A 20,782-nucleotide genomic window follows, 5' to 3' on the forward strand; every position below is an offset into this window, starting at 1 on the left:
TGCTTTATTTTTTGCATCTCTCAGATGGCTGTTCAACTTTTACGTATCGCCAAAGGCTATTGGCAATATCCCGTGCTTCTGCTACGTGCTCCGTTCCAACGAAAGCCTTACGGAAAGGTGTAAGAAGTGATTCAATGATAAAAAGCTTTGGTTTTTCACGCTGTAGTTCCTCTAATAAAAATTCCACGTATTCTAGGCCTTCCACTGTTTCATTCTTAGATAAACCCTTTTTAAAGCCTCTTAATTGCTCAATAACTGTGTCTTTATTAACTGCTTTATAATTCACAACATTTTGGATGGTGTTAATCATTTCAATACTGACAATGATTTCTTTTGATTCAAGCATAGCAGGTATAATTACGCTAATATTGCGTAATGCTACACGTACAATTGCTTCGCGATTTATATATTTATAATCAGCAATTAAAACAGCTCGCAATGTCAGATTAATCATACCAAGTGTTTGCACGGCACATTCATAGCTAATTGGACTAATTTCTTCTCCAAATACTTGAACAAGTCGATTTGCAAGCCACTCCAGCTCTTGTAAGTGATAGTTTATAATGATTTTTTTAAGTTCATTATCCCGAGAATGGAATATAGACTCAAAAATTTGGATTAAATTATGCTCACGATTGACATACATAAGTACTGCTACTTGCTGAGTTAAGACTTCCAGGTCGGTAGGATCTTTGCCGTATAGAAGCTCGTGACGACGATTACTAGCTTCCTCACGCCCCTCATCTAATATGGCGATTAGGCATTCATTTTTAGAAGAAAAATGATTATAAAATGTTCCCTTTGAAATTTTAGCTGCACCAATGATGTCGTTAATGGATGTATCAACGAATCCTTTTTCAATAAATAAGTCTCTTGCAGCAGAAATAATTTGCCTTTTTCTTTTATTCATAACCTCACCTTTTTATCAATATTATACTCTTATTCTATAGCTAAAATGCTTATTTATCAACGTTTAAAATTTTTATAGACTTAATTCTTGAAAAAAGTAGACTGCGAGTATAAAATAAGTTTTATCGAAAAACAAGAAAGAATTGAGGGATTTATATGGAAAGTGAGCAAACAATGAAAAAGCCCCCGTATGGAATGATTTCGATTTTATTTGTGGGGGCATTTGTTGCTTTTCTAAATAACACATTGTTAAATGTTGCTTTACCAACAATCATGAAAGATTTTGGTATAACATATTCAAAGGTACAATGGCTTGCAACAGGTTATATGCTAGTAAGTGGTATTCTAGTGCCAGCTTCAGCGTTCTTCGTTACACGCTTTAAAAATAGACATTTGTTTATTGCAGCGATGTCAGTCTTTACAATTGGTACAATTATGGCCGGCTTTGCACCTAACTTCGAAGTATTATTAGCAGGTCGTATGGTGCAAGCAGCTGGTGCTTCAAGTATGTCCCCGCTTTTAATGAATGTAATGCTGATTAGTTTCCCGAAAGAAAAACGCGGTGCAGCAATGGGAATCTTCGGTCTAGTAATGATTTCTGCCCCAGCAATAGGTCCTACATTATCAGGATATATTGTTGAGCACCATGATTGGCGCATGCTATTCCAAATGATTATTCCGTTTGCTGTTATTAGTTTGTTGTTTGGTATTTGGAAATTAGAGAACGTGATGGAGACACGTAAGGTTCATTTAGATCTACTTTCAGTCCTATTATCAACAATCGCATTCGGTGGTATTCTATATGGTTTCAGTACTGCAGGGGATAAGGGCTGGTCAAGTCCTTGGGTATATGGCCCAATTTCAATTGGATCTATTGCTTTACTGATATTTATCTTTAAACAGCTACGCATGGATCAACCTTTGCTAAATTTACGTATTTATAAATATCCAATGTTTGCATTGGGTTCAGCTATCTCAATTATCGTGTCAATGGCTATGTTCTCTGGTATGATTTTAACTCCTGCTTATGTACAATCCATTCGTGGAATTGATCCATTTAAAGCAGGCCTAATGATGCTTCCAGGAGCACTTGTAATGGGGATTATGTCGCCGATTACAGGGAAACTTTTTGATAAATTTGGGCCGCGTATTCTAGCAATTATCGGGTTAGCTATTACAACAGCTGCAACATTCGGGTTAACAAAATTAGAATTAGATTCAAGCTATACATTTATCGTGTCTATGTACACAATTCGTATGTTCGGTATGTCAATGGTTATGATGCCAATTATGACAAATGGTTTAAATCAATTACCACAAATGATGAACCCGCATGGTACAGCCATTAATAATACTGTACAGCAAGTGGCAGGAGCAATTGGTAGTGCTGTAATGGTTACATTTATGAATAACCGTAAAAAAGCTACAGCCCAGGATTTAATTGCAGAAGCTAAAGCGAATGCAGCGCAATCAGGAGCTGCTCCAACACCTGAACAAATGCAGCAAATGCAGGACCAAATTATGCAAACTGCCTTATTGGATGGAATTACACACTCATTCTTTATAGCAGCTTGCGTTACAGTAATTGCCTTTGTACTTGCATTCTTCTTAAAACGTGTGAAAATTGAAAGTGTAGCTGCACATATGGATTTGAAAAAACCAACTAAATAATTTATAACCTGCCAGAAGCAACTCTCAACTGGCAGGTTTTTTCTTTGTAGTAGGAATAAAAATAAACCCGTTTTTGTAGACACAATAGTGAATACAAAACGGGTTCTTGCTTTGTATGATGATATTAAATATCTTTTTTAAATAATGCCCCTGGCCAAAAAGCATATTTACCCAAAATGGTAGTGATCGCTGGAACTAGTAAAGGACGCACAATGAATGTATCTAGAAGTACGCCAATAGCTGTAACGACACCAAACTGCACTAATACTTGAATTGGTAATGTCGCAAGTACTGCAAATGTTCCAGCCAAGATTAGCCCAGCAGATGTAATGACACTGCCTGTTCTAACAACACCTTCTTCTACTGCAGTTAAATGATCTGAAGTCTTACGTTTTTTCCATATCTCTGAAATCATAAAGATATTATAATCTTCTCCAAGTGCTACTAAAAAGACAAAGGCATATAGTGGAATAGCTCCTGAAATGGCTTCAGCTCCCATAACATGATGTAAAATAAGCCAGCCAGCCCCAAGTGCACCGAAATAGGAAATAATAACAGTGGCTAATAAATAAACTGTGGCTGTAAGGGAACGAAGATAGATAAATAATAATAGAGCAATCAAGGCAATCATCGTTGGCATAATAACTGTTTCATCCCTTACAGTAATTTGCTGCGTATTATATTGACTAGCTGTCTCGCCGCCAATCCATAGATGCTGATCTGCCTCCTTAATGCCTTCAGTTTCAAGCATTTTTCCAACTTCTGCTTTCAGCTCTGGAATATGTGCTAATGCCTCCTTAGCATAAGGGTTAATATTTAAGGTTAGTTCATACAATTGTATATGATTATTCTTTTCTCCAATTTGAACATCTGTAACACTATCAATATAAGAGATAGATGCTAATTGCTGTTGTAAGTTAATATCGTTTCCCTTAGTGTCAATGACGAGCTGTATAGGTGCTAATTCACCAGGGGAGAAATTTTCTTCTATTAAAGTAAAGCCTTCACGTGACGGCATATCCTCTGGGAAGGAAGATAATAAATCAAATGTATATTGAATGCGTGGCACAAATACGGTTAAACCACCTAACAATAATAAAGTTGCTACAATCACAATCCATGGTTTATGTGTCACGAAATGCCCGATTTTATGACTTGTTTTATGGGAAGGCTTGTTTTGTTTTTTACCTTTCCTTTGAGCCATGCCCTCTGTTCTTGGTACGAATGGGAAAAAGGCTACACGGCCGATTAAGACAAGAATTGCTGGAAGGACAACAAGTGCCGCAATTCCCATTACAAATACACCAAAGCTAAATGGAACTGCAAAGCGTTGAAATGCACCGTAATGGGCAAGACTAAGAGTAGCTAGACCAATCACAACAGTTAAGGCACTCATCAAGATTGCGCCGCCAGATTCTCTTACAGCAAGCTTCATAGCGGTTGTTTTATCCTCAACCTCAAAAAGAATTTCTCGGTACTTTGAGATTAAAAATAGACAATAGTCTGTACCTGCACCAAAGAGTAATACGGTCATAATAGAAACAGCCTGTGAATCCTTAGCAATCCATCCTTTATCAGCAAAGAAGCCAAGCGTTGGACTGATAATACCATAAGCAAGACCCACAACGATTAAAGGGATGACAGCTAATAGTGGTGAACGATAGATAATAATTAATAGCACTAAAACAAGGAGTACAGTTGCCATTAATAATTTTGTATCAGCTTTTGAGAAAAGGCTGACTGCATCTGTTGCAATGCCAACTGGTCCAGAATAACGGACATGAAGTGCATCACTGGCCAAGTCCTTTTTCGTTTGGACATTATATTCATCCATTGTTTTCGTTAATGCATTTAAACTCTCTTGTAAAACATCAGTTGCTAGCCCTTTTTCAAAGAAAACAGGAGTAACAATGGTTGTACTGTTTTCAGATGCGGATGCAGCAATGGCTTGTGTAGGCATTTGATCATAAGGTGGAATCAGTGTTTGATGAGCTAAAGGTTTATCTGTTAGCTCTCCATAAATCTTTTGGATAACACCAAAATCATCAGTAGTTAGACCATTTTCTCGGTGCCAAACAAGTAATAAAGGTGTGCCTGCTTCATTAGGAAATTGTTCTGCAATAATAGTAGCGGCTTGTTCTGACATTTCTGTACTAGGTAGATTTTTACCTGATTCACTTTCAATGCTATTGATTTGTGGCCAAGCAAAGGATAGTGCAGTAACAAGTAAAACCCAAAAGACAAGAGTTAAAATGCGTCCCTTTTTACTTGCTACCATCGAGCCCCATTGCTCGAGTGGATGTTTTTTCACGAGAAGACCTCCATTCCATATGAGTATTATTAATTATATATACTAGTAGGTTAATTAATCAATTACGAAATACTAATATGTTATACTATGTTTAAAAATAATGCTTTAAAAGGAGGCGATATGATGAAACAATCGCCGCGTGTTCTCGGAAGACCTCGCCATAATGAAAATGCAAAACCAACAAAAGATATTGTCCTTGAAACGGCCACAAGACTTTTTATAAAAGAGGGCTACAAAAATATTTCGATGGATGATGTAGCAAAAGCTTGTAACGTGACAAAGGCAACAGTCTATTATTACTTCCCAACTAAAGGCGATCTATATACATCTGCATTAATTGCAATGATGGATAGGATTAGACTAGCTATTCTACATATTTTAGAGCAGCCAAGCCCCTTTAAAGAACGACTAGAACAACTTGTTGAAGTTCACTTATCTGCTACTGTAGATATTGATATGAAAAACTTTATGAGAGAGGCATCCATTAATTTATCAGAATCTCAATTAAAGGAAGTACATATCTCGGAAAATAAAATATATCAAACAATTGAACAAGCCATGCAGCTAGAGATGGAGAAGGGGACAATACGTAAAGGAAATGCTACCTTCTTTGCACATACGTTTATGGCGATGATGTCCATTGGATATTTCAAAGACGGGGAAGGAAAGCGGTTGTTTAACACAGTACAAGAAACAGCCAAAGAAGTGACCACTTTCTTTTGGCAATCTGTTCATAACAATGAATAAGCCCCTTTAAACTCCTTTCAAAAGGTATTATCTGGTAATGGCCTAAATAATCAAAAGTCAAAATGAAGGAGATTTCCGTTCCAGACTGTCGCTTTGTCGCTAACGCTTCGCTTTCACGCAGAGCAAGACTCCAATAGGCGAATGACGACCTTAATAAGGAACATCAAGTCGCTGTTTATTTGCTTCCAAAAAGAGGGGGGCAAAAGGATGAACGACAAAAAACGACGATTCTTAATTTTGCTGCTTTGGAAAATTTATTATAGTCAAACAGTTAATAGTTGACTAAAACAATGAATTTTGAAAAGATTGTCGAAATTGTGATTTAGCTCATTGAAATAATGGACAAACAGTCTTATAATGAAGGTTGTAATGTCACCAAGATAAGATAAGGATGGAATTATGATGCGCTTTTTGCGGATTGAAGTTAACACTGTAATAACAAGTCATACGAATTGCTATCCAGCCCTTGTGACTGGTGAATGTGGAAGATATATGCTGTAACGACTGTTAAGTTTTACCTTAATGGTCTTTTTTACATGTAAGTAATAAAAAATAGTATTAGTGATGGCAAAGGAGAGTTCAACATGTCAGAAACGAATAACCAAACACAGGCTGAGCAAGTAACTGTGAGTAAAGAACAATTAGATGTCCTAGATCAATTATTAAAGCCTGAAGTTCAAGAATCTCTTACAACTTTAGTTGAGCAATTACCAAAGTTAACTGAAATGATGACATTATTAACGAAATCATACGAGTTTGCTCAAGCTGTTGCAACAGACGAAGTGCTTAAAAACGATACAGTTGGAGCAGTAACAGAAATGGCTGGTCCTGTAGTAGGCTCTGCAAAAAACCTTGCAGCAACTGCAATTGAAGCAAAAGACCGTGCATCTGAAAGCCATGAAGTAATTGGTTTATTCGGTCTTGTGAAAATGTTAAAAGACCCTCAAGTTCAAAATGTTTTCCGTTTTGTTAATGCTTTCTTACAAGTAAGCGCAGAACGCAAAGCTAAATAAGACTCAAGGTAAATTCAATTCGTAAGGACGGAGGATTAATTAATCATGTCAAAAGAAATCGTCATCTTAGGTGCTGGTTACGCTGGCGTTCTAACTGCATTAACAGCACGTAAGTATCTATCAGCTGATGAAGCTAAAATTACTGTAGTAAACCAATTCCCAACACACCAAATTATCACTGAACTTCACCGTTTAGCTGGTGGTACAATTGCTGAAGGTGCTGTTGCATTACCACTGAAAAAAATCTTTAAAGGGTTAGACATTGATCTACAAATTGCGAAAGTAACAAAATTCAATGTAGACACTAAAAAAGTAGACCTAGATACGGGTTATACATTAACTTACGATACACTTGTGGTATCTTTAGGTAGCCAAACTGGATTCTTCGGTATCCCTGGATTAGAAGAAAATTCAATGGTCCTTAAATCAGTAAATGATGCCAATAAAATTAACAGACATATTGAAGACCGCATTAAAGCATATGCACAATCTAAAGATGAAGCAGATGCAACAATCGTTATCGGTGGAGGTGGTTTAACAGGTGTTGAGCTTGTTGGTGAAATCGTGGACAACTTCCCGAAAATCGCTGCAAAACACGGTGTTAACTTTGCTGATCTTAAAATTAAACTTGTTGAAGCTGGTCCAAAAATCTTACCAGTACTTCCAGATACACTTATCCAACGCGCTACTGAAAGCTTAACAAAACGCGGAGTAGAATTTATTACGGGTACGCCTGTAACAGGTGTAGATGGTAATGTTATTTCTCTTAAAGACCGTGAACCAATCGTTGCAAACACGCTTGTTTGGACTGGTGGGGTAGCACCACTTCCAATCGTAGGAGAATCAGGTCTTGCAGCAGATCGCGGTAAAGCAACAATCAATGAATTCTTACAATCTACATCTCACGAAGATGTATTTGTTATTGGGGATGCATCTGTTGCATTACCAGCTGATGGTGGTCGTCCACTGTATGCTCCAACTGCTCAAGTTGCATGGCAAATGGGTGAATGCGCTGGCTACAACGTATTCGCACAATACAAAAACCAAGAAATGAAATCATTCTCAGCTGTAAACTCTGGTACACTTGCAAGCTTAGGTCGTAAAGATGCTGTTGCTACGATTGGTGCTAGCAATACAGAACTTAAAGGCCTTCCAGCAACATTAATGAAAGAAGCTTCTAACATTCGTTATTTAACTCATATTAAAGCTTTATTCGGTTTAGCATATTAAAATAGGGAATCTCCTTAAATGCAATTTTGTGTTTAAGGGGATTTTTTTGTGTGTAAAATACTGGTACATCATTGATTAATCATAAGAAAATGGATAAAATCAAGGAGATAGGAAATTTTGCATGGGGTGATAGGACGATGTTCACGATATTTCGATCAAAAGTAGAGGATGTTGAGCAATTTAAAAAGAAAATTGATGAATTGAATGCGACGCTGGATAAAAAAGATAATGAATTTCAACTATTTTTAAATCTATTACATAAAGATATCATTGAAACCATTGAACAACATAATAAGGTAAATAATCAGCATACCATTTTAGGAGAAATGGTTACTGATATTGTTGGAGAGTTTAATAAAGTTGAGGTTAGCACAATTCAATCAAATAAAATTTCTGAAAACGCGCTAGATAAGGGTAATTTGTTAATTTCCTCCTCCAACCAAATGATGACATTATCAGTAGAAAGTAAGCAGGCTGTCCATGAAGTAGAACAGCTTATTGATGCATTAGGAGAGCAATCTCAAAAAACATCTTTAAGCATGACTAATTTAAGTGAGCGATCAAAACAAATTGCAGAAATTGTAAATGTTATTGGGGAAATTTCAAATCAAACAAATTTACTAGCTCTGAATGCATCTATTGAGGCAGCAAGAGCAGGAGAGCATGGTAAAGGCTTTTCAGTTGTTGCTGAGGAAGTTCGCAAATTAGCTGAAAGCACGAAAACTAGCACAGAGGATATTGCAAATTTAACAAAGAAAATTGAGGAGCAAATTGGACTTGCTTACGAGGATAATAAAAATAATATGCAGCTAGTAACGGAAGGAATTGATAAAAGCACTAAAACCTCAGTAAAAATTGATCAATTACTACAAATTATGACCAATGTTCAAACTGGGATTAATGAGCTGCTAGGCTCCATTAAAGATCAAAAACTATCAAACGAAGATGTTATGCATAAATTTAAGACGACAACTGCCTTATTCGATGAAACAAATCGTGTTCTAATAAGCCATATTGATGAGTCCGAAATCGTGACGAAAAAATTATTAGAGGCAGTAGAGCAAGTGAAACATTTCCCAACCGAAAGTAAATAATAAAACTTCGTAAATGAAGATATGTTTAACTCTTGAAATCACTCTAAAATTTTTAAGGAGATTTAAAAAAGAAAGTACCCTGCAGAGCTCCTTCTAAAGTGTCTACTACAGGGTTCATTATTTAATTATTTAAAATCGCCAACTTTTTCTTTTAATGCTGCTAATTGATCTGGATAGTTCTTTTCAGTAATTTCAGTCCATAATTCTGCATCTTTAATGCCGCATCTTTCTGGAATAAAGACTGGATCAAGGCCCATCTTCTTTTGTTCTTCATAATCTCTTAACGTAGCAATACCTGGCTTTGTTAAGAGGATAATAGCAATTAGGTTTAACCAAGCAAGAGTACCTACACCAATATCCGCAAGATTCCAAGCAGTTGAGGATGAACGAATAGTTCCAAAAAAGATGGAAATAACCAATAATACTTTTACAACAATTGCAATAGTCGGAAAGTTTTTATTGTTTTTAAATAAGTAAGCAACATTACTTTCTGTATATACCCCAAAAGCAAGCATAGTAGTAATCGCAAAGAAAAATACAGCGATAGCTACAAACGGGCTTCCTAAGCCAGGGATAAATGAGTTGATTGCCTCTTGAGCGAAAGCAGTACCAGCTTCAACTCCTGGAAGATTCTCGATTATAAATCCACCATTAGGATGGGCAATATTGTAACTACCTGTGGAGATAATCATAATGGCTGTTGCTGTACAAACAAGTAATGTATCTACATAGACAGAGAATGCTTGAACAAGCCCTTGTTTGGCAGGATGAGATACCTCTGCGGTGCCGGCTGCTTGTGCTCCTGTACCTTGACCCGCCTCATTTGAATAAGCACCTCTTTTTACTCCCCACATAATTGCATTCCCAAACACAGCCCCGAATGCAGCATTTAAATTAAAGGCCGAGCTAAAAATTAAAGCAAATATAGCAGGTACTTCTTTGATATTGATAAATAAAATGACGAATGCAAGAAGGATGTAAGCCGTTGCCATAAACGGTACAGCATACTCAGCAACTTTACCAACTCTTTTAATACCGCCAAAAATAGCAAATCCAAATATTGCAGAAACAATAATACCTGTGATTATTGGTGAAATACCGAATGCATTTTTTGTAGAATCTGCAATGTTAAAGGCTTGGACACCAGAGCCAGTGAAACCAGTTGCTAAAATAGTAGCGATGGCAAAAAGTATAGCAAATGGCTTGTTTTTTAGCCCCTTTTCGATATAGTAGGCTGGTCCTCCACGATATTCTCCCGCAATTTCTTGTTTCCAAACTTGTGCTAAAGCTGATTCAATATAGGCAGCACCAGCTCCTAAAAAGGCAATGACCCACATCCAAAATATAGCTCCAGGTCCTCCGAAATAAATAGCTGTAGCTACCCCTGCGATATTCCCAATACCAACACGTCCACCTAATGCCATAGCAAAGCTTTGAAAAGATGAAACGCCATTAGCTGAATTTTTTCTATCAAACAATTGTGTAATCATATCTTTAAAAAGACGTAGCTGGGGAAACTTCATAAGAAGCGAGAAGTAAACGCCAGCTCCTAAACAAAGATAAACTAAAGCATTACTCCATAAGATCCCTGCTATTTTCCCTGTTAAAGTGGCAAAATCCATATAATAACCTCATTTCTACTCAGATAAATAGGTAACAATTCAAATTGGAGAAAGTGGAAACCATTTTTGTATGAAATTCCTCTTAAAATAAACTTTTAATTAACGTATCAATCATTATAGGCATTTCTTTAAAAGCACTATCTACATGCAATCTTTCTGTTTTTTGGTGTGCATCCTTGCCAAATGGACCGACATTTAACACAGGACCTTGTAGGGCTGTCATTTCTTTAAATGGAATACTATACGTATCGCCCCATACTGGTGTGTTCCGTTCAAATGCTAGCCACTCATTGGAATCATCTGTATAGTTCACATAGCTTAAATCACAAATACCATTAAAATAGTGAATTTGCTCCACTTCAACGTCGAAAGTTTGTGCCGTCTTTTTCATCAATTCAATCGACTGTATCACTAATGGATGATTGGATGAATTAATGGCAGGGTAGTAGGGTGGTGCATATAACAGTACCGTCGCTGGTGCTAATTCCTGACAGCGAATCATGAGCTGATCTACGATGCGAATCGATTTTTCACGATCATCCCATTCACTATGCTGCAGAACTTGCTGTTTAATGGTATGAACTTCTTCAGCCCCTAATTTATGAGTAGCGTGCTCCAATAGTGCCTCGTAACGTAATACCTTTACGTCGCCCACACCCTGGACTTTTTCTCGTGTACAAATTTCCTGATAGTGCTCATTACAAGCAGCCATAGCCTGTAACGCCACTTGCTCAAAAATAGCCATGACTTCCGCAGCTGTCCGCTTTAACAAAAAGACATTGTAAAGTGCTGCCGCACGGTATGGTGTTTGTGTAGAATACTCCATTTTCAAATCTTTTAATTGTAAAGAGACTGGTAATGGTGTGCTTTCACCCAAATCTGTTTCACGAAAAAGTGGATTCCACTCCATATGCTGTGTCATATAGGAAGCAATAAAGTTAGCTGTCATCCCTTTTAATGGTTCACCTACATGGGTTTCCTTACCATAAAACAGTGCAGCAGGCATGATCTTACCAATTGTCCCTGAATAGATATATTCATTTGTATCGGATGGCCCTTGTGAAAAGGACGGTTCACTATTTAAAAATAATTTATAAGTTAAACCATGTTGTTCTCGTAGTCTCACAAGCTCTACAACTGCTGCTCTCATTCCAGCAGAGTTGACTTCCTCATCGGGAACAGCTGTTAAAATCAGATTAATGGGCCATTGCTCAAAGCTTGCTTTTTCAATCAACTGCATGTGTAATGCCAGTCCCATTTTCATATCCATTGTGCCACGTCCAAACAAATAATTGCCTGACTCCAAATCAATTCTAGCTGCCTCTGGCAAATCTTTTTTATATTTAGGTTCCATCAACTTTTTAGTTAATTCTTCTGGATAAAAAGCTAATGGCTCTAGCTCTCCATATTCCTCCGTATGCACTGTATCAAAGTGACTTATTAACACAACTGTTTCTGTTGCCGTTGGATGCTTATATAAGGCCGTAACAGCATTTCTTCCAAGTCCTGCATCGTGTAGCTCAATGAACTCAGGATGTTTTTTATAGTATGGAAGCGTTAACAATTTATCTTTTAATTTATAGGCGAATTCATTTTCTCCCTTTGTTAAAGTTCTGCTTTCCCAGCTAACAATTTCACAAAGTAGGGCACGTAGTTTTTCAGGTGTATTCCACATATAAGTATTCATTATATTGCTCCTTTTATAGTAGACTGTGAGTTTTTTAGATATTAATCATTAAGCAAGATTTTTGATTACTAAATATTCCACTATACGAAATTTAATCTGTATAATGGAATATAAATTATCGTAAAGGGAAAATATAAAATTGTCAATTTTAATTTTTATGAATACTTGTAATTTTCCGTACTAATTAGGTGGATTCCTATATACATATTTCATCTAGTATCTATTTAAATATTTAAAAATTAGTTAAAATTAAATGAAACTACATTCAAAAGCAGGGGCTTTATTTTTAAAGTACATCAAAGGCATGTATTGTAATTTCTTAATTATTCCCCTAACAGCTATTTTGGATCTGTAAAAGCATTAGAATAGAGGTCAATACAGGATAATGGAAGGGAGAAAATGTAATGATTCAATCAATAGAAAGAGCAATGTTAGTCATAAATATGCTGGCAAGACATCCAAAACGTTTTTTTTCTGTGCAGGAAATTTTTAACGAAACAGAATTACCAACTAGCACAATTTACAGAATATTATATACATTAGAAAGCTTTGATTTAGTTGAGAGGAATGACAATAAAAAGGAATTTAGATTAGGCTATACTTGGTTGCAGCTTGGCATGAAAATGTATCACGAAACAGATCTCAGGGAAAAAGCGCATCCTCTCTTAGAAAACCTTGCCTATAATGTTCGTGAAACTATCTACTTAAGTATTGCGAAACAGTTTGCATCCATTATTATTGATCGAATTGATAGTCCTAAAAATGTTCGTATTATTGATATGATTGGCGAGAAAATCCCATATCCTATTGGAGCTCCTAATAAAGTGTTGCTTGCATTCTCTAGAAGTGATCTACAGCAGCAATTTTTGAAACAGCTTGAGGAGCAAGAGAAAGAAGAATTGATTGAGAATCTTAAAGGTGTGAAGGATAAAGGCTTTGCCATAAGCTTTGGGGAAAAAACAAAGGGGACAGTATCAATAGCAGCACCTATTTTTGATTCAAATAAACAACCCATTGCAGCAATTAGTGCAGAGTGTTTTGAATACGATACAGATGCTGAAAAATTAGAGAGTATAACACAGGAGGTCATGAAAACGGCACAGCAGCTATCACATGAATTAGGATATATATAAAAACCTTTTAATAACCATCTAGTGTCAATATTAAGCCGACATTAGATGGTTAATATTTTTATCTACTTCCTTTTTGAATTACTGTTTCCTACTACTCACAATACCTTGATAATAGCTTCTTTTTGAACGTTGTATTGTTAACAATAGTAGTATAACAGCGATAAACAACATCATATAGGAAGCACTAATGACAACTACACGGATTGTCATCCATTCAGCAACTAAACCAAATATAGCAGTAAATACAATAATAAAAAGAGCTTCAAAGAATCCATAAATACTTCCAATTCGGCCCATGATCTTAGAAGGAATGTTATTTTGATAAAATGTATAAAACCCTGTATTCGCAAAAGCCGTTGCAAATGACAATAGAAAGCATCCCAAAGCTGCAATAAGAAAAGTAAAGGATGAAGTAAACACTAAATAGCCTAATGCTGTTATAAGAGACCCCATACCGATTAGCCATGGAGTAGGAATTTTTTCAACAAAAGCTGAATTGGTTAAAGAGCCAATTAAAACACCTACTCCTGCGAGACTGACTAACATTCCATATTGCCCCTCTGATAAAGCTAGTACTTGTGTTGCAAAAGCTGCCTCTAAAGAATCAGTTGCTGTCATCAAGACGACGGTAGCACTAAACAACATATAGATTAGCATTACGTAGCGATTTTTTAAGCTAAAGCGTATGACCATTTGCCAATCATGCAGTAATACACGATAAAGTGATGCTTTTTCTGTAACACTATCAAATTTTTCATGGGCTTCAACATTTGGCATTTTAAAGGTTATACAGGCTGATAGAGATAAAGCAATTGCATTTAAGTATATTGCCATATTGGGTGTCCCAAGTGTAAAAAGCAAACCAGCAATAGCAGGCCCAGTTAGAAATGCCCCAGAATCGAGAAGGCTACGCAATGAATTAAAACGTTTTCGTTGTGCTATAGGTATCAATTTAGTGATATAAGTCATAGAAGTTGGATGATACATAGAGCTAGCTGCTGTAATGATAAACACTAAGGCATAAATCGATACTAAGCTAGAAAAGAAAGGGAGTAAAACGATTAGTATAGATTGAAAAAGGTTTAAAATAATCATTAAATTTTTCTTATTAAAACGATCTATTAGGCTTCCTGACCAAAAGTTTGTGAGCAAGGATGAGCATGCTCTTACAATATACAAGCCAGAGACAGCAAGAGCTGATTCTGTAAGCTTTAAAACAATGAGATTTAAGGCGATAAAATAGATCCATCCACCAATACTAGAGATACCAATACTACACAATAGGATGACAGGATAGCGCCATGTCTCTAAAGATTTTTTCATATAAATTCCTCCTTAAGCAAAGTCATAATTTGCAAAATAAAAAAAATCCCACCCCCAAGACGATTTGTCTTAGGGACGAGATTGTGGAATTTATATTCACGTGGTGCCACCCTAGTTCGCCATTATGTCACCATAATAGCCTTTTCAGTACGGCATAACGACTTATGCTTATACTGTTCCTCTGTAACGGGAGCTCCCGTCGCACCATCATTCTATGCAGAAATCCAATGCGCTACTCCGAGACTTGTTTCAATAATTCGTTCTTACTCGTTTTCAGCATTCCGAGCTCTCTGGGAAGAACAACCTTATTTACTCTTCTCTTCATTGTATTTTGCATATTGTAGCATAAATCTATAATTTTGGTAAAGCACTAGTTTTCTTTAGGTATTTTTTTAGCTCTGCTAATAATGTCTGACATATAATTATGGATTCTACGGTGTTATTTGTTATTTCAAGAGAATGATCCGCACTTTCGATAATAGAAAGATGATGGGAAGAAAGTTGCTCGACTATTTCCTTCGAATAATGAGGATCAGCCGTTCCAATTGCTAGAAATGTATTTTTGTCTATAAGGTTTTGTCCAATATGCTCAAATAACAGCAGTGGGGTGAGAATAACATATCGGGAAAATATAGCTGGACACTGCTGCATATAAAAATCAATAATCGGTAATGTTCCAAGTGATTTGCCTATGTATACAGCTTCCTGATAAGGTTTTGTGCGTAAAATATATTCTACGATAGTGTTTGCTTTTTGATAAACCATATCTGATATAGCTTTTGGATCCTGTTCAAACTGCTGTTGCTCAAATGCATAGCACACCTGTACAACATCATAGCCCAGCTCTAGCATTAACTGAGTAGAGTAATAAAGAAGCGGTCTGTCATAGGTATAGCCTGTGCCAGAGAACATAAAGCAAACTTTGTTACTCGTATTATCAAAAAAATTGTATGGGATATTATTGTATTGAGCTTTTCTTTGTTTAACTTTCATAAAGATTCCTCCTTATCATACCAAATGGTTGAAAAATCAATATACCCTAAGTAATTAAAGTTTAATTCTAAAATATCATGAGCAAAAGGTATTTCATCAATATTTGTAAATAATGGTATCAAAATTGCTTCTTCCATTAAATAGTCGTTTAGAGCATCATACAGTAATGGCCATTCTGTTTTTGAAGCACATTTGAATTGGTTAAGTATATTGCTAAAATATAAATCATCTTTGCAGACTTTATAAATAGGAGAGTCTGGGCTGAACATAGCCTGTAATTTATGAAAGGCTGTTGGAATAGATACAACATTCGTATACACAAATACATCATGATTAAGCTGTTGTAGACTATATTTAATATATTGAGATAGGGTTAATGTATCCACTTGTGGTTGAAAACCATATCGTTTAAAAGATGAAACTAATAGTTGGTTCAATTTGCTCTTTTTTTTAGAAACAGCAATTTTTAAATTTTCATTTCTACATAGTGGTGGAATACTACTACTAAAATAGCTTAAATGATTTTTTAAGGATGAATCCTTTTGAAGCAATGTAAATAAATGCTTATGTATGATGTTTTTTAAGTGCTGTCTTTGAGCTTTAGTTGAACAAACCTCTGTATTTTTATTTAATATAATGGCACAAATCCCATTTTGGATATTCATCTTTTTATGATGAATAGAAGTAGAGAAATTTGTTTGAAAAAATGAATTTAAGGTTTTGGGTAGTAAGTTTAATTCCACTGTTTGCAATAAAGCCTTCATACCAAAATAATTATCATAAGCTTTTAATATAATTTGATCGTCTGTATATGTAGAAATTGCAAATGAACCTGTTCCGTAAACGACATTATCTTCAATTTTATAAATACTTGATTGAATATCGGTCAGTAAGTCTAGCACGTATGTGCAAGATTCCGAAAGAATAATATCTATTGTCCACGTATCCACGATTGTGATTTCTTGAATAGGCTTCCATAGAGGAAGGTGAAGTAATTGGCATAAACACCATGCGACGTCTTTTGCTGTTAGTAAATCACCATTGTGGAAAGTAACATTTTTTCGCAGATAAAGACGCAATTTTTGACCATTCATTTTCCAGTGATGAGCGAGAGACGGAATAATAGCACCATTAGTATCTGCTTCGACCAGACGATTTGTAATATTGGATAAAAGTGCGGCACTATAAGCATCATTCACTTGATTGGGTTGAAGATTATAAATAGGGTGATAGATTGGCACTATCAATCGTTCATTATATAGGATGTTATTTGTAATATTTTGTTGATATAGTTGCTTTAAGCTTATAGCTAGAGAATCTGTTAAATGGGGAAATGCAAATAACTCTTCCCAATCCATCATCGTCATTACTGAAATATGAGGTTTCATAGCATCTACAATCATTTTTTCAATATCCTGGTGCCATTGAATTTTGGATAAGTGTCCGCGTCCATTTCCTGCTTGATAAGTTAGCCAATTGTGTTGCTGAAATAATTTAAGATAACGATTTAATTGCTTCGTACTAATATGTAGTAAAGCTGCTAATTGCTGTTGATTGAAAGTGCTACCTTTTTGATGGCAATAAAGTGAAAGTAAATAGAAAAGTGTTTTATTTTTTGAAAGAAAGGTGGACATTTACTATCTCCTTTTGTCTCTTTTTATAAAAAATATTCTCTTTTATAATGTTACCATAACAAGGAGGGGACATTTATGAAGGCTGTGATTTTGAATGAGTTTGGCTCTGCTGATGTTTTGCAATATGTAGAATGCCCAATACCTAGTATAAGTTCTGGGGAGGTATTAATACGTACAACCTACACAAGTGTAAATTTTGCTGATATTAAAAACAGAACAGGGAATAAGGCTAAAGCCAATTTTCCAATGATTTTAGGCTTAGATGTAGCAGGGGTAGTTGAAAAGGTTTTTGATGAGAGAAGTATGTTTAAAAAAGGAGATCTTGTTATTGCATTTCCGAAAAATGGAACCTATGCAGAATTTGTAGTGGCAAAGGAGCGGCTAGTATTTCGTATTCCTAATGGTGTGCCAGTGGAGAAGGCAGCCGCAGCTCCAACAGTTTTATTTTTATCCTATCTGTTGACACATCAAATTGCGCCAATTCAAAAAAGTGATGCTGTTTTAATTCATGCAGCTTCTGGCGGAGTAGGGACAATGCTTATTCAAATGGCCAAAAATCTAGGGGCAAGAAAGATTATTGGAACGGTTAGTAAAATGGATAAAGCAAGTATTGTTTATGAGCTTGGTGCACATCAGGTGTTAACCTATGAGAATTTTAGTGAGCAAGTCAATGACTATACAGATGGACTTGGTGTAAATATCATTTTTGATTCTATTGCGGGCAATATAACGGAAGAAAGCTTAAGCTGTTTAGCTCCATATGGTACCCTTGTGCAATTTGGGAATAGCGGTGGTAGAGCTGGGCAAGTCATGACCTCAGATTTACATAATAGCTGCCGGAATATCAAGGGCTTTAGTCTAGGAACTACCCGAAAGCTTAAGCCTGAGTTATTGCAGCAGGTTGCCCAAAATATTTTTACTATATTAAAGAATGAGGACTTCCAAGTACCAGTTGCTAAAGTTTTCGCATTAGAGGATATGCAGGAAGCGCATAAGTTAATGGAAAGTCGTCAGCATCAAGGAAAGATTTTAATAAAAATATAAAATATGTCAGCCCTCTGTAGGATGATTGTACAGAGGGCTGGTTGTTTTTATTTTCCATCAGTGACGGTCAAGATGCCACGTTGAAGCATACCGGCAAATCCAGCCATAGCCCTATGTGCAGCAGCTTCGCCTACGCGTGCATACGCGACAATTACGGATGAGCCGTCATTGACCTCATTTGCTAAAAACACAGTTTCGCCTGAAGTTCTAACAGCCTTGTCCAAAGCTATTAAAAAAGCCACATCGCCATTCCAAGAGAGGGTATATAAATAACCGGTAGAGCTATCAAGATGAGCAGAGCGCAATTGATCAATCTCTGTTCTAGTGTACCCTTGCTCTACAACTGCAAGAATAGTTTCCTCTTTTAATTGCTCACCTGTAAAATCTGCCGGCTCACTTATTTCATAAGCCTTCATGTCAGGCTGAGAATCAAAAGTATTTCTATAAAAATTATTTATTTTTTGTGAATCATTGATTAAGCGACAATCGGGTATGACTCCAGTAGAGCCAGTATAAGCAATCCCATGAGCTAACCAAGCTAAGCCCATTCCAACATATGCATTATATCCTGATGAAGGGAAAAACTTGCGACCTGAATTTATAGTTACTAAGCCACCTATAGCTAGAGAGGCCATTGTTTCTGAAGGGTCCAGGGTAGACCATCTGTCCATCACATATGTTCCATATTTATATAAAACATCATATTTTGGATAATCGGTAGCGGAAGCATGACTTGACAAAACATCTAAATATAAACCAAGACCTCCAACATGCAAAATAGGGCCATTGATGGCGAAATTGGCAAATTTTTGATTCCTCCAGCAATCAACAGTGTCCTCTAAAGCATTGAAACTTGGATTTGCTGTGCTATCCATCCAAGAGGCGATTTGATTGGCCAAAGATTCTGTTGCATGTAGTAGACGGTTTTGATCGATAGTATCCAAATCATTGTAAACATGCTCGTAAGCTATTACTAAGCCTGCTAACACTATACCACCAGATGGAGAGCCTCCTAAAGTAGCATTGCTAAATAAAAGTGATTCACCGGAGGCATTCTGTAATTCTTCCATAGCAGTTAAGGTAGCTAAAATGGCTATTTTCACCTGTTCCTGTATGGCAGGGGCTTTATCGTATAAGCTTGCTAAAAATTGTAATTGATTGCCCAAACGCTGAAAGCGAAGATTAACTTCTTGACCATTACTTCCAGAACGAATGGCGGCTACTTGTGAATAATTTTCATTATAGGAACAGCCCTCAGGGAAATGCTCATTAAAAAATCGGATAGCTTCATCTGATGTCAATTTTGTTGTCATGATTTCACTCCTCGATAGTATTTTGAAGGAAAAAGAGTCTTTCTATTGATTCAACGTATTAAGTTTTTCAACGATTCTTCGTTTTCGATAGAGCATAATTCCTGTTTCAGATACATCTTGCATCATCCCCTTATTTGCATAGGAACCGAAAATCATTCCAGCAATAGGAATCATCTGAAATAGCTTCTTCCAGCCTAGCTGATCTCGATACGTAAAGAATACTTCCTGCCAGCCCTGAAGCTGTGAAACCATGTTTTCCGATGCATGATTTGTATCATGCATAGAAGAAAGCTCCTTTAATATAGCCTCCTTGCCCACGATATCAGCAGAAGTAAATTGTAGGCATTTAACAATAAAAATACGCTCCATTTTATCATTTGGATCATAGCCATGAATAATGGCGATTTCTTGTAAGGTTTTTAAAGCCATTCCTAAAATAAACGGGATATCAATGGCTAATGTAAAGATACCACCAATGCCAGTAGAAGCACCTTGCACAGTTGCTAATTTCACACGTTCTTCCTGTAGTTTGTCACTAAGAGCAATCATATCCTCTAAAGGCATTTGTCCAATATCGGAAATATCAAAAATATGCTGCAACGAAGAAGTGCTACGAATTTTTTGCATCATGGCCTGTTCATTAATTAAATATTTACCGCCAGATTGAACGTAGCTCCCTAATTCATCGACAAGTAAGGCTATCTTATTTTGAAGAAAAGAAGGAGTCATCTTGTCTAAAATTTTAAATGGAATACGTCCAAGTTTCTCCCAAAACCATAGATCCTTATGATCCTTTTCCCAAGCTTGAATTTCTTGCAAATGCTTTTCTAATTGCTCTTGATTCTCCATTTTGTTGATTCCCCTTTGTTATGCATTATCCTGCATAAAACGGACAGTATGACCACCACTACAAAAAATTAAGAGATGAACTGCCAGTGATAGCTCGATTTGTTTAACTACCATTCAGTAGAGATGAGGAAAATCTTTACTGAATGAAGTCTTCTTTATTTACAATACGAGGAAATCTGGTAAAAGGTTTCGATAGTTTAGTGAAATTT

General features: G+C 36.2%; 16 protein-coding genes and 1 other annotated feature. Of the genes, 7 read left to right on the forward strand and 9 right to left on the reverse strand.

All coding sequences use genetic code 11. The features are described from left to right. Positions 1 to 4 precede the first annotated feature (4 nt). Complete coding sequence (locus QNH24_RS01595; RefSeq protein WP_283870438.1) at positions 5 to 910, reverse strand: TetR/AcrR family transcriptional regulator; 906 nt, start codon at positions 908 to 910, stop codon at positions 5 to 7. 155 nt (positions 911 to 1,065) lie between these two features. On the opposite strand from QNH24_RS01595, the gene QNH24_RS01600 reads away from it, so the two are divergent. After that, positions 1,066 to 2,580 (forward strand): DHA2 family efflux MFS transporter permease subunit, encoded by a 1,515-nt coding sequence (locus tag QNH24_RS01600; protein WP_283870439.1) that lies wholly within the window; start codon positions 1,066 to 1,068, stop codon positions 2,578 to 2,580. Between the two features lie 124 nt (positions 2,581 to 2,704). Here the strand turns inward: QNH24_RS01600 and QNH24_RS01605 are convergent, their stop codons facing one another. Further along, positions 2,705 to 4,891 (reverse strand): MMPL family transporter, encoded by a 2,187-nt coding sequence (locus QNH24_RS01605; protein ID WP_283870440.1) that lies wholly within the window; start codon positions 4,889 to 4,891, stop codon positions 2,705 to 2,707. A 123-nt stretch (positions 4,892 to 5,014) separates the two neighbouring features. Between QNH24_RS01605 and QNH24_RS01610 the strand changes: the two genes are divergently transcribed. The 4 genes from QNH24_RS01610 to QNH24_RS01625 all read left to right on the forward strand — a co-directional run bounded on the left by QNH24_RS01610 (position 5,015) and on the right by QNH24_RS01625 (position 8,975). Next, a complete protein-coding gene (locus tag QNH24_RS01610) occupies positions 5,015 to 5,638 on the forward strand; it encodes a TetR/AcrR family transcriptional regulator (protein ID WP_283934520.1) in 624 nt (207 codons plus the stop codon). Between the two features lie 584 nt (positions 5,639 to 6,222). Beyond that, positions 6,223 to 6,651, forward strand: coding sequence for a helical membrane plugin domain-containing protein (locus tag QNH24_RS01615; RefSeq protein ID WP_283870442.1), 429 nt, complete (start codon positions 6,223 to 6,225; stop codon positions 6,649 to 6,651). Positions 6,652 to 6,696: 45 nt separating this feature from the next. Further along, positions 6,697 to 7,881, forward strand: a complete 1,185-nt coding sequence (locus QNH24_RS01620; RefSeq protein ID WP_283870443.1) for an NAD(P)/FAD-dependent oxidoreductase — start codon at positions 6,697 to 6,699, stop codon at positions 7,879 to 7,881. 137 nt (positions 7,882 to 8,018) lie between these two features. After that, positions 8,019 to 8,975 (forward strand): methyl-accepting chemotaxis protein, encoded by a 957-nt coding sequence (locus tag QNH24_RS01625; protein WP_283870444.1) that lies wholly within the window; start codon positions 8,019 to 8,021, stop codon positions 8,973 to 8,975. Between the two features lie 125 nt (positions 8,976 to 9,100). Here QNH24_RS01625 and QNH24_RS01630 read toward each other — a convergent pair whose 3' ends face one another. After that, positions 9,101 to 10,597, reverse strand: a complete 1,497-nt coding sequence (locus tag QNH24_RS01630; protein ID WP_283870445.1) for an alanine/glycine:cation symporter family protein — start codon at positions 10,595 to 10,597, stop codon at positions 9,101 to 9,103. Between the two features lie 82 nt (positions 10,598 to 10,679). Then, complete coding sequence (locus QNH24_RS01635; RefSeq protein WP_283870446.1) at positions 10,680 to 12,284, reverse strand: M20/M25/M40 family metallo-hydrolase; 1,605 nt, start codon at positions 12,282 to 12,284, stop codon at positions 10,680 to 10,682. Positions 12,285 to 12,688: 404 nt separating this feature from the next. On the opposite strand from QNH24_RS01635, the gene QNH24_RS01640 reads away from it, so the two are divergent. After that, complete coding sequence (locus tag QNH24_RS01640) at positions 12,689 to 13,417, forward strand: IclR family transcriptional regulator (RefSeq protein WP_283870447.1); 729 nt, start codon at positions 12,689 to 12,691, stop codon at positions 13,415 to 13,417. Positions 13,418 to 13,495: 78 nt separating this feature from the next. On the opposite strand, the gene QNH24_RS01645 is transcribed toward QNH24_RS01640, so the two are convergent. The 3 genes from QNH24_RS01645 to QNH24_RS01655 all read right to left on the reverse strand — a co-directional run bounded on the left by QNH24_RS01645 (position 13,496) and on the right by QNH24_RS01655 (position 17,367). Continuing rightward, on the reverse strand, positions 13,496 to 14,740 hold the full coding sequence (locus QNH24_RS01645) for an MFS transporter (RefSeq protein WP_283870448.1): 1,245 nt from the start codon (positions 14,738 to 14,740) through the stop codon (positions 13,496 to 13,498). 68 nt (positions 14,741 to 14,808) lie between these two features. Beyond that, positions 14,809 to 15,074 (reverse strand) — a binding site (T-box leader). A gap of 17 nt (positions 15,075 to 15,091) precedes the next feature. Further along, positions 15,092 to 15,733: a hypothetical protein gene (locus QNH24_RS01650; protein ID WP_283870449.1), complete on the reverse strand. Its 642-nt coding sequence runs from the start codon at positions 15,731 to 15,733 to the stop codon at positions 15,092 to 15,094. Continuing rightward, the gene (locus tag QNH24_RS01655; protein WP_283870450.1) at positions 15,730 to 17,367 is read right to left on the reverse strand and encodes an ABC transporter substrate-binding protein; all 1,638 of its coding nucleotides are present in this window, start codon (positions 17,365 to 17,367) and stop codon (positions 15,730 to 15,732) included. Before QNH24_RS01655 ends, QNH24_RS01650 begins: the two co-directional genes overlap by 4 nt. A 75-nt stretch (positions 17,368 to 17,442) precedes the next feature. Between QNH24_RS01655 and QNH24_RS01660 the strand changes: the two genes are divergently transcribed. After that, complete coding sequence (locus QNH24_RS01660) at positions 17,443 to 18,411, forward strand: quinone oxidoreductase family protein (protein WP_283870451.1); 969 nt, start codon at positions 17,443 to 17,445, stop codon at positions 18,409 to 18,411. Between the two features lie 47 nt (positions 18,412 to 18,458). On the opposite strand, the gene QNH24_RS01665 is transcribed toward QNH24_RS01660, so the two are convergent. Both QNH24_RS01665 and QNH24_RS01670 read right to left on the reverse strand, forming a co-directional pair. Then, positions 18,459 to 19,724, reverse strand: coding sequence for a hypothetical protein (locus tag QNH24_RS01665; protein ID WP_283870452.1), 1,266 nt, complete (start codon positions 19,722 to 19,724; stop codon positions 18,459 to 18,461). Positions 19,725 to 19,766: 42 nt separating this feature from the next. Beyond that, complete coding sequence (locus QNH24_RS01670) at positions 19,767 to 20,573, reverse strand: EcsC family protein (protein ID WP_283870453.1); 807 nt, start codon at positions 20,571 to 20,573, stop codon at positions 19,767 to 19,769. Positions 20,574 to 20,782: the final 209 nt, after the last annotated feature.

Source organism: Lysinibacillus pakistanensis, from assembly GCF_030123245.1.
Taxonomy (GTDB): Bacteria; Bacillota; Bacilli; order Bacillales_A; family Planococcaceae; genus Lysinibacillus; species Lysinibacillus pakistanensis.

Excerpts from the sequence above, each read along its gene's own strand:
- QNH24_RS01670 (WP_283870453.1), bottom strand. The coding sequence starts at position 20,573 with ATGGAGAATCAAGAGCAATTAGAAAAGCATTTGCAAGAAATTCAAGCT.
- QNH24_RS01650 (WP_283870449.1), bottom strand. The coding sequence starts at position 15,733 with ATGAAAGTTAAACAAAGAAAAGCTCAATACAATAATATCCCATACAAT.
- QNH24_RS01645 (WP_283870448.1), bottom strand. The coding sequence starts at position 14,740 with ATGAAAAAATCTTTAGAGACATGGCGCTATCCTGTCATCCTATTGTGT.
- QNH24_RS01610 (WP_283934520.1), top strand. The coding sequence starts at position 5,015 with ATGAAACAATCGCCGCGTGTTCTCGGAAGACCTCGCCATAATGAAAAT.
- QNH24_RS01640 (WP_283870447.1), top strand. The coding sequence starts at position 12,689 with ATGATTCAATCAATAGAAAGAGCAATGTTAGTCATAAATATGCTGGCA.
- QNH24_RS01615 (WP_283870442.1), top strand. The coding sequence starts at position 6,223 with ATGTCAGAAACGAATAACCAAACACAGGCTGAGCAAGTAACTGTGAGT.
- QNH24_RS01625 (WP_283870444.1), top strand. The coding sequence starts at position 8,019 with ATGTTCACGATATTTCGATCAAAAGTAGAGGATGTTGAGCAATTTAAA.
- QNH24_RS01630 (WP_283870445.1), bottom strand. The coding sequence starts at position 10,597 with ATGGATTTTGCCACTTTAACAGGGAAAATAGCAGGGATCTTATGGAGT.
- QNH24_RS01665 (WP_283870452.1), bottom strand. The coding sequence starts at position 19,724 with ATGACAACAAAATTGACATCAGATGAAGCTATCCGATTTTTTAATGAG.
- QNH24_RS01620 (WP_283870443.1), top strand. The coding sequence starts at position 6,697 with ATGTCAAAAGAAATCGTCATCTTAGGTGCTGGTTACGCTGGCGTTCTA.
- QNH24_RS01635 (WP_283870446.1), bottom strand. The coding sequence starts at position 12,284 with ATGAATACTTATATGTGGAATACACCTGAAAAACTACGTGCCCTACTT.
- QNH24_RS01595 (WP_283870438.1), bottom strand. The coding sequence starts at position 910 with ATGAATAAAAGAAAAAGGCAAATTATTTCTGCTGCAAGAGACTTATTT.
- QNH24_RS01655 (WP_283870450.1), bottom strand. The coding sequence starts at position 17,367 with ATGTCCACCTTTCTTTCAAAAAATAAAACACTTTTCTATTTACTTTCA.
- QNH24_RS01660 (WP_283870451.1), top strand. The coding sequence starts at position 17,443 with ATGAAGGCTGTGATTTTGAATGAGTTTGGCTCTGCTGATGTTTTGCAA.
- QNH24_RS01600 (WP_283870439.1), top strand. The coding sequence starts at position 1,066 with ATGGAAAGTGAGCAAACAATGAAAAAGCCCCCGTATGGAATGATTTCG.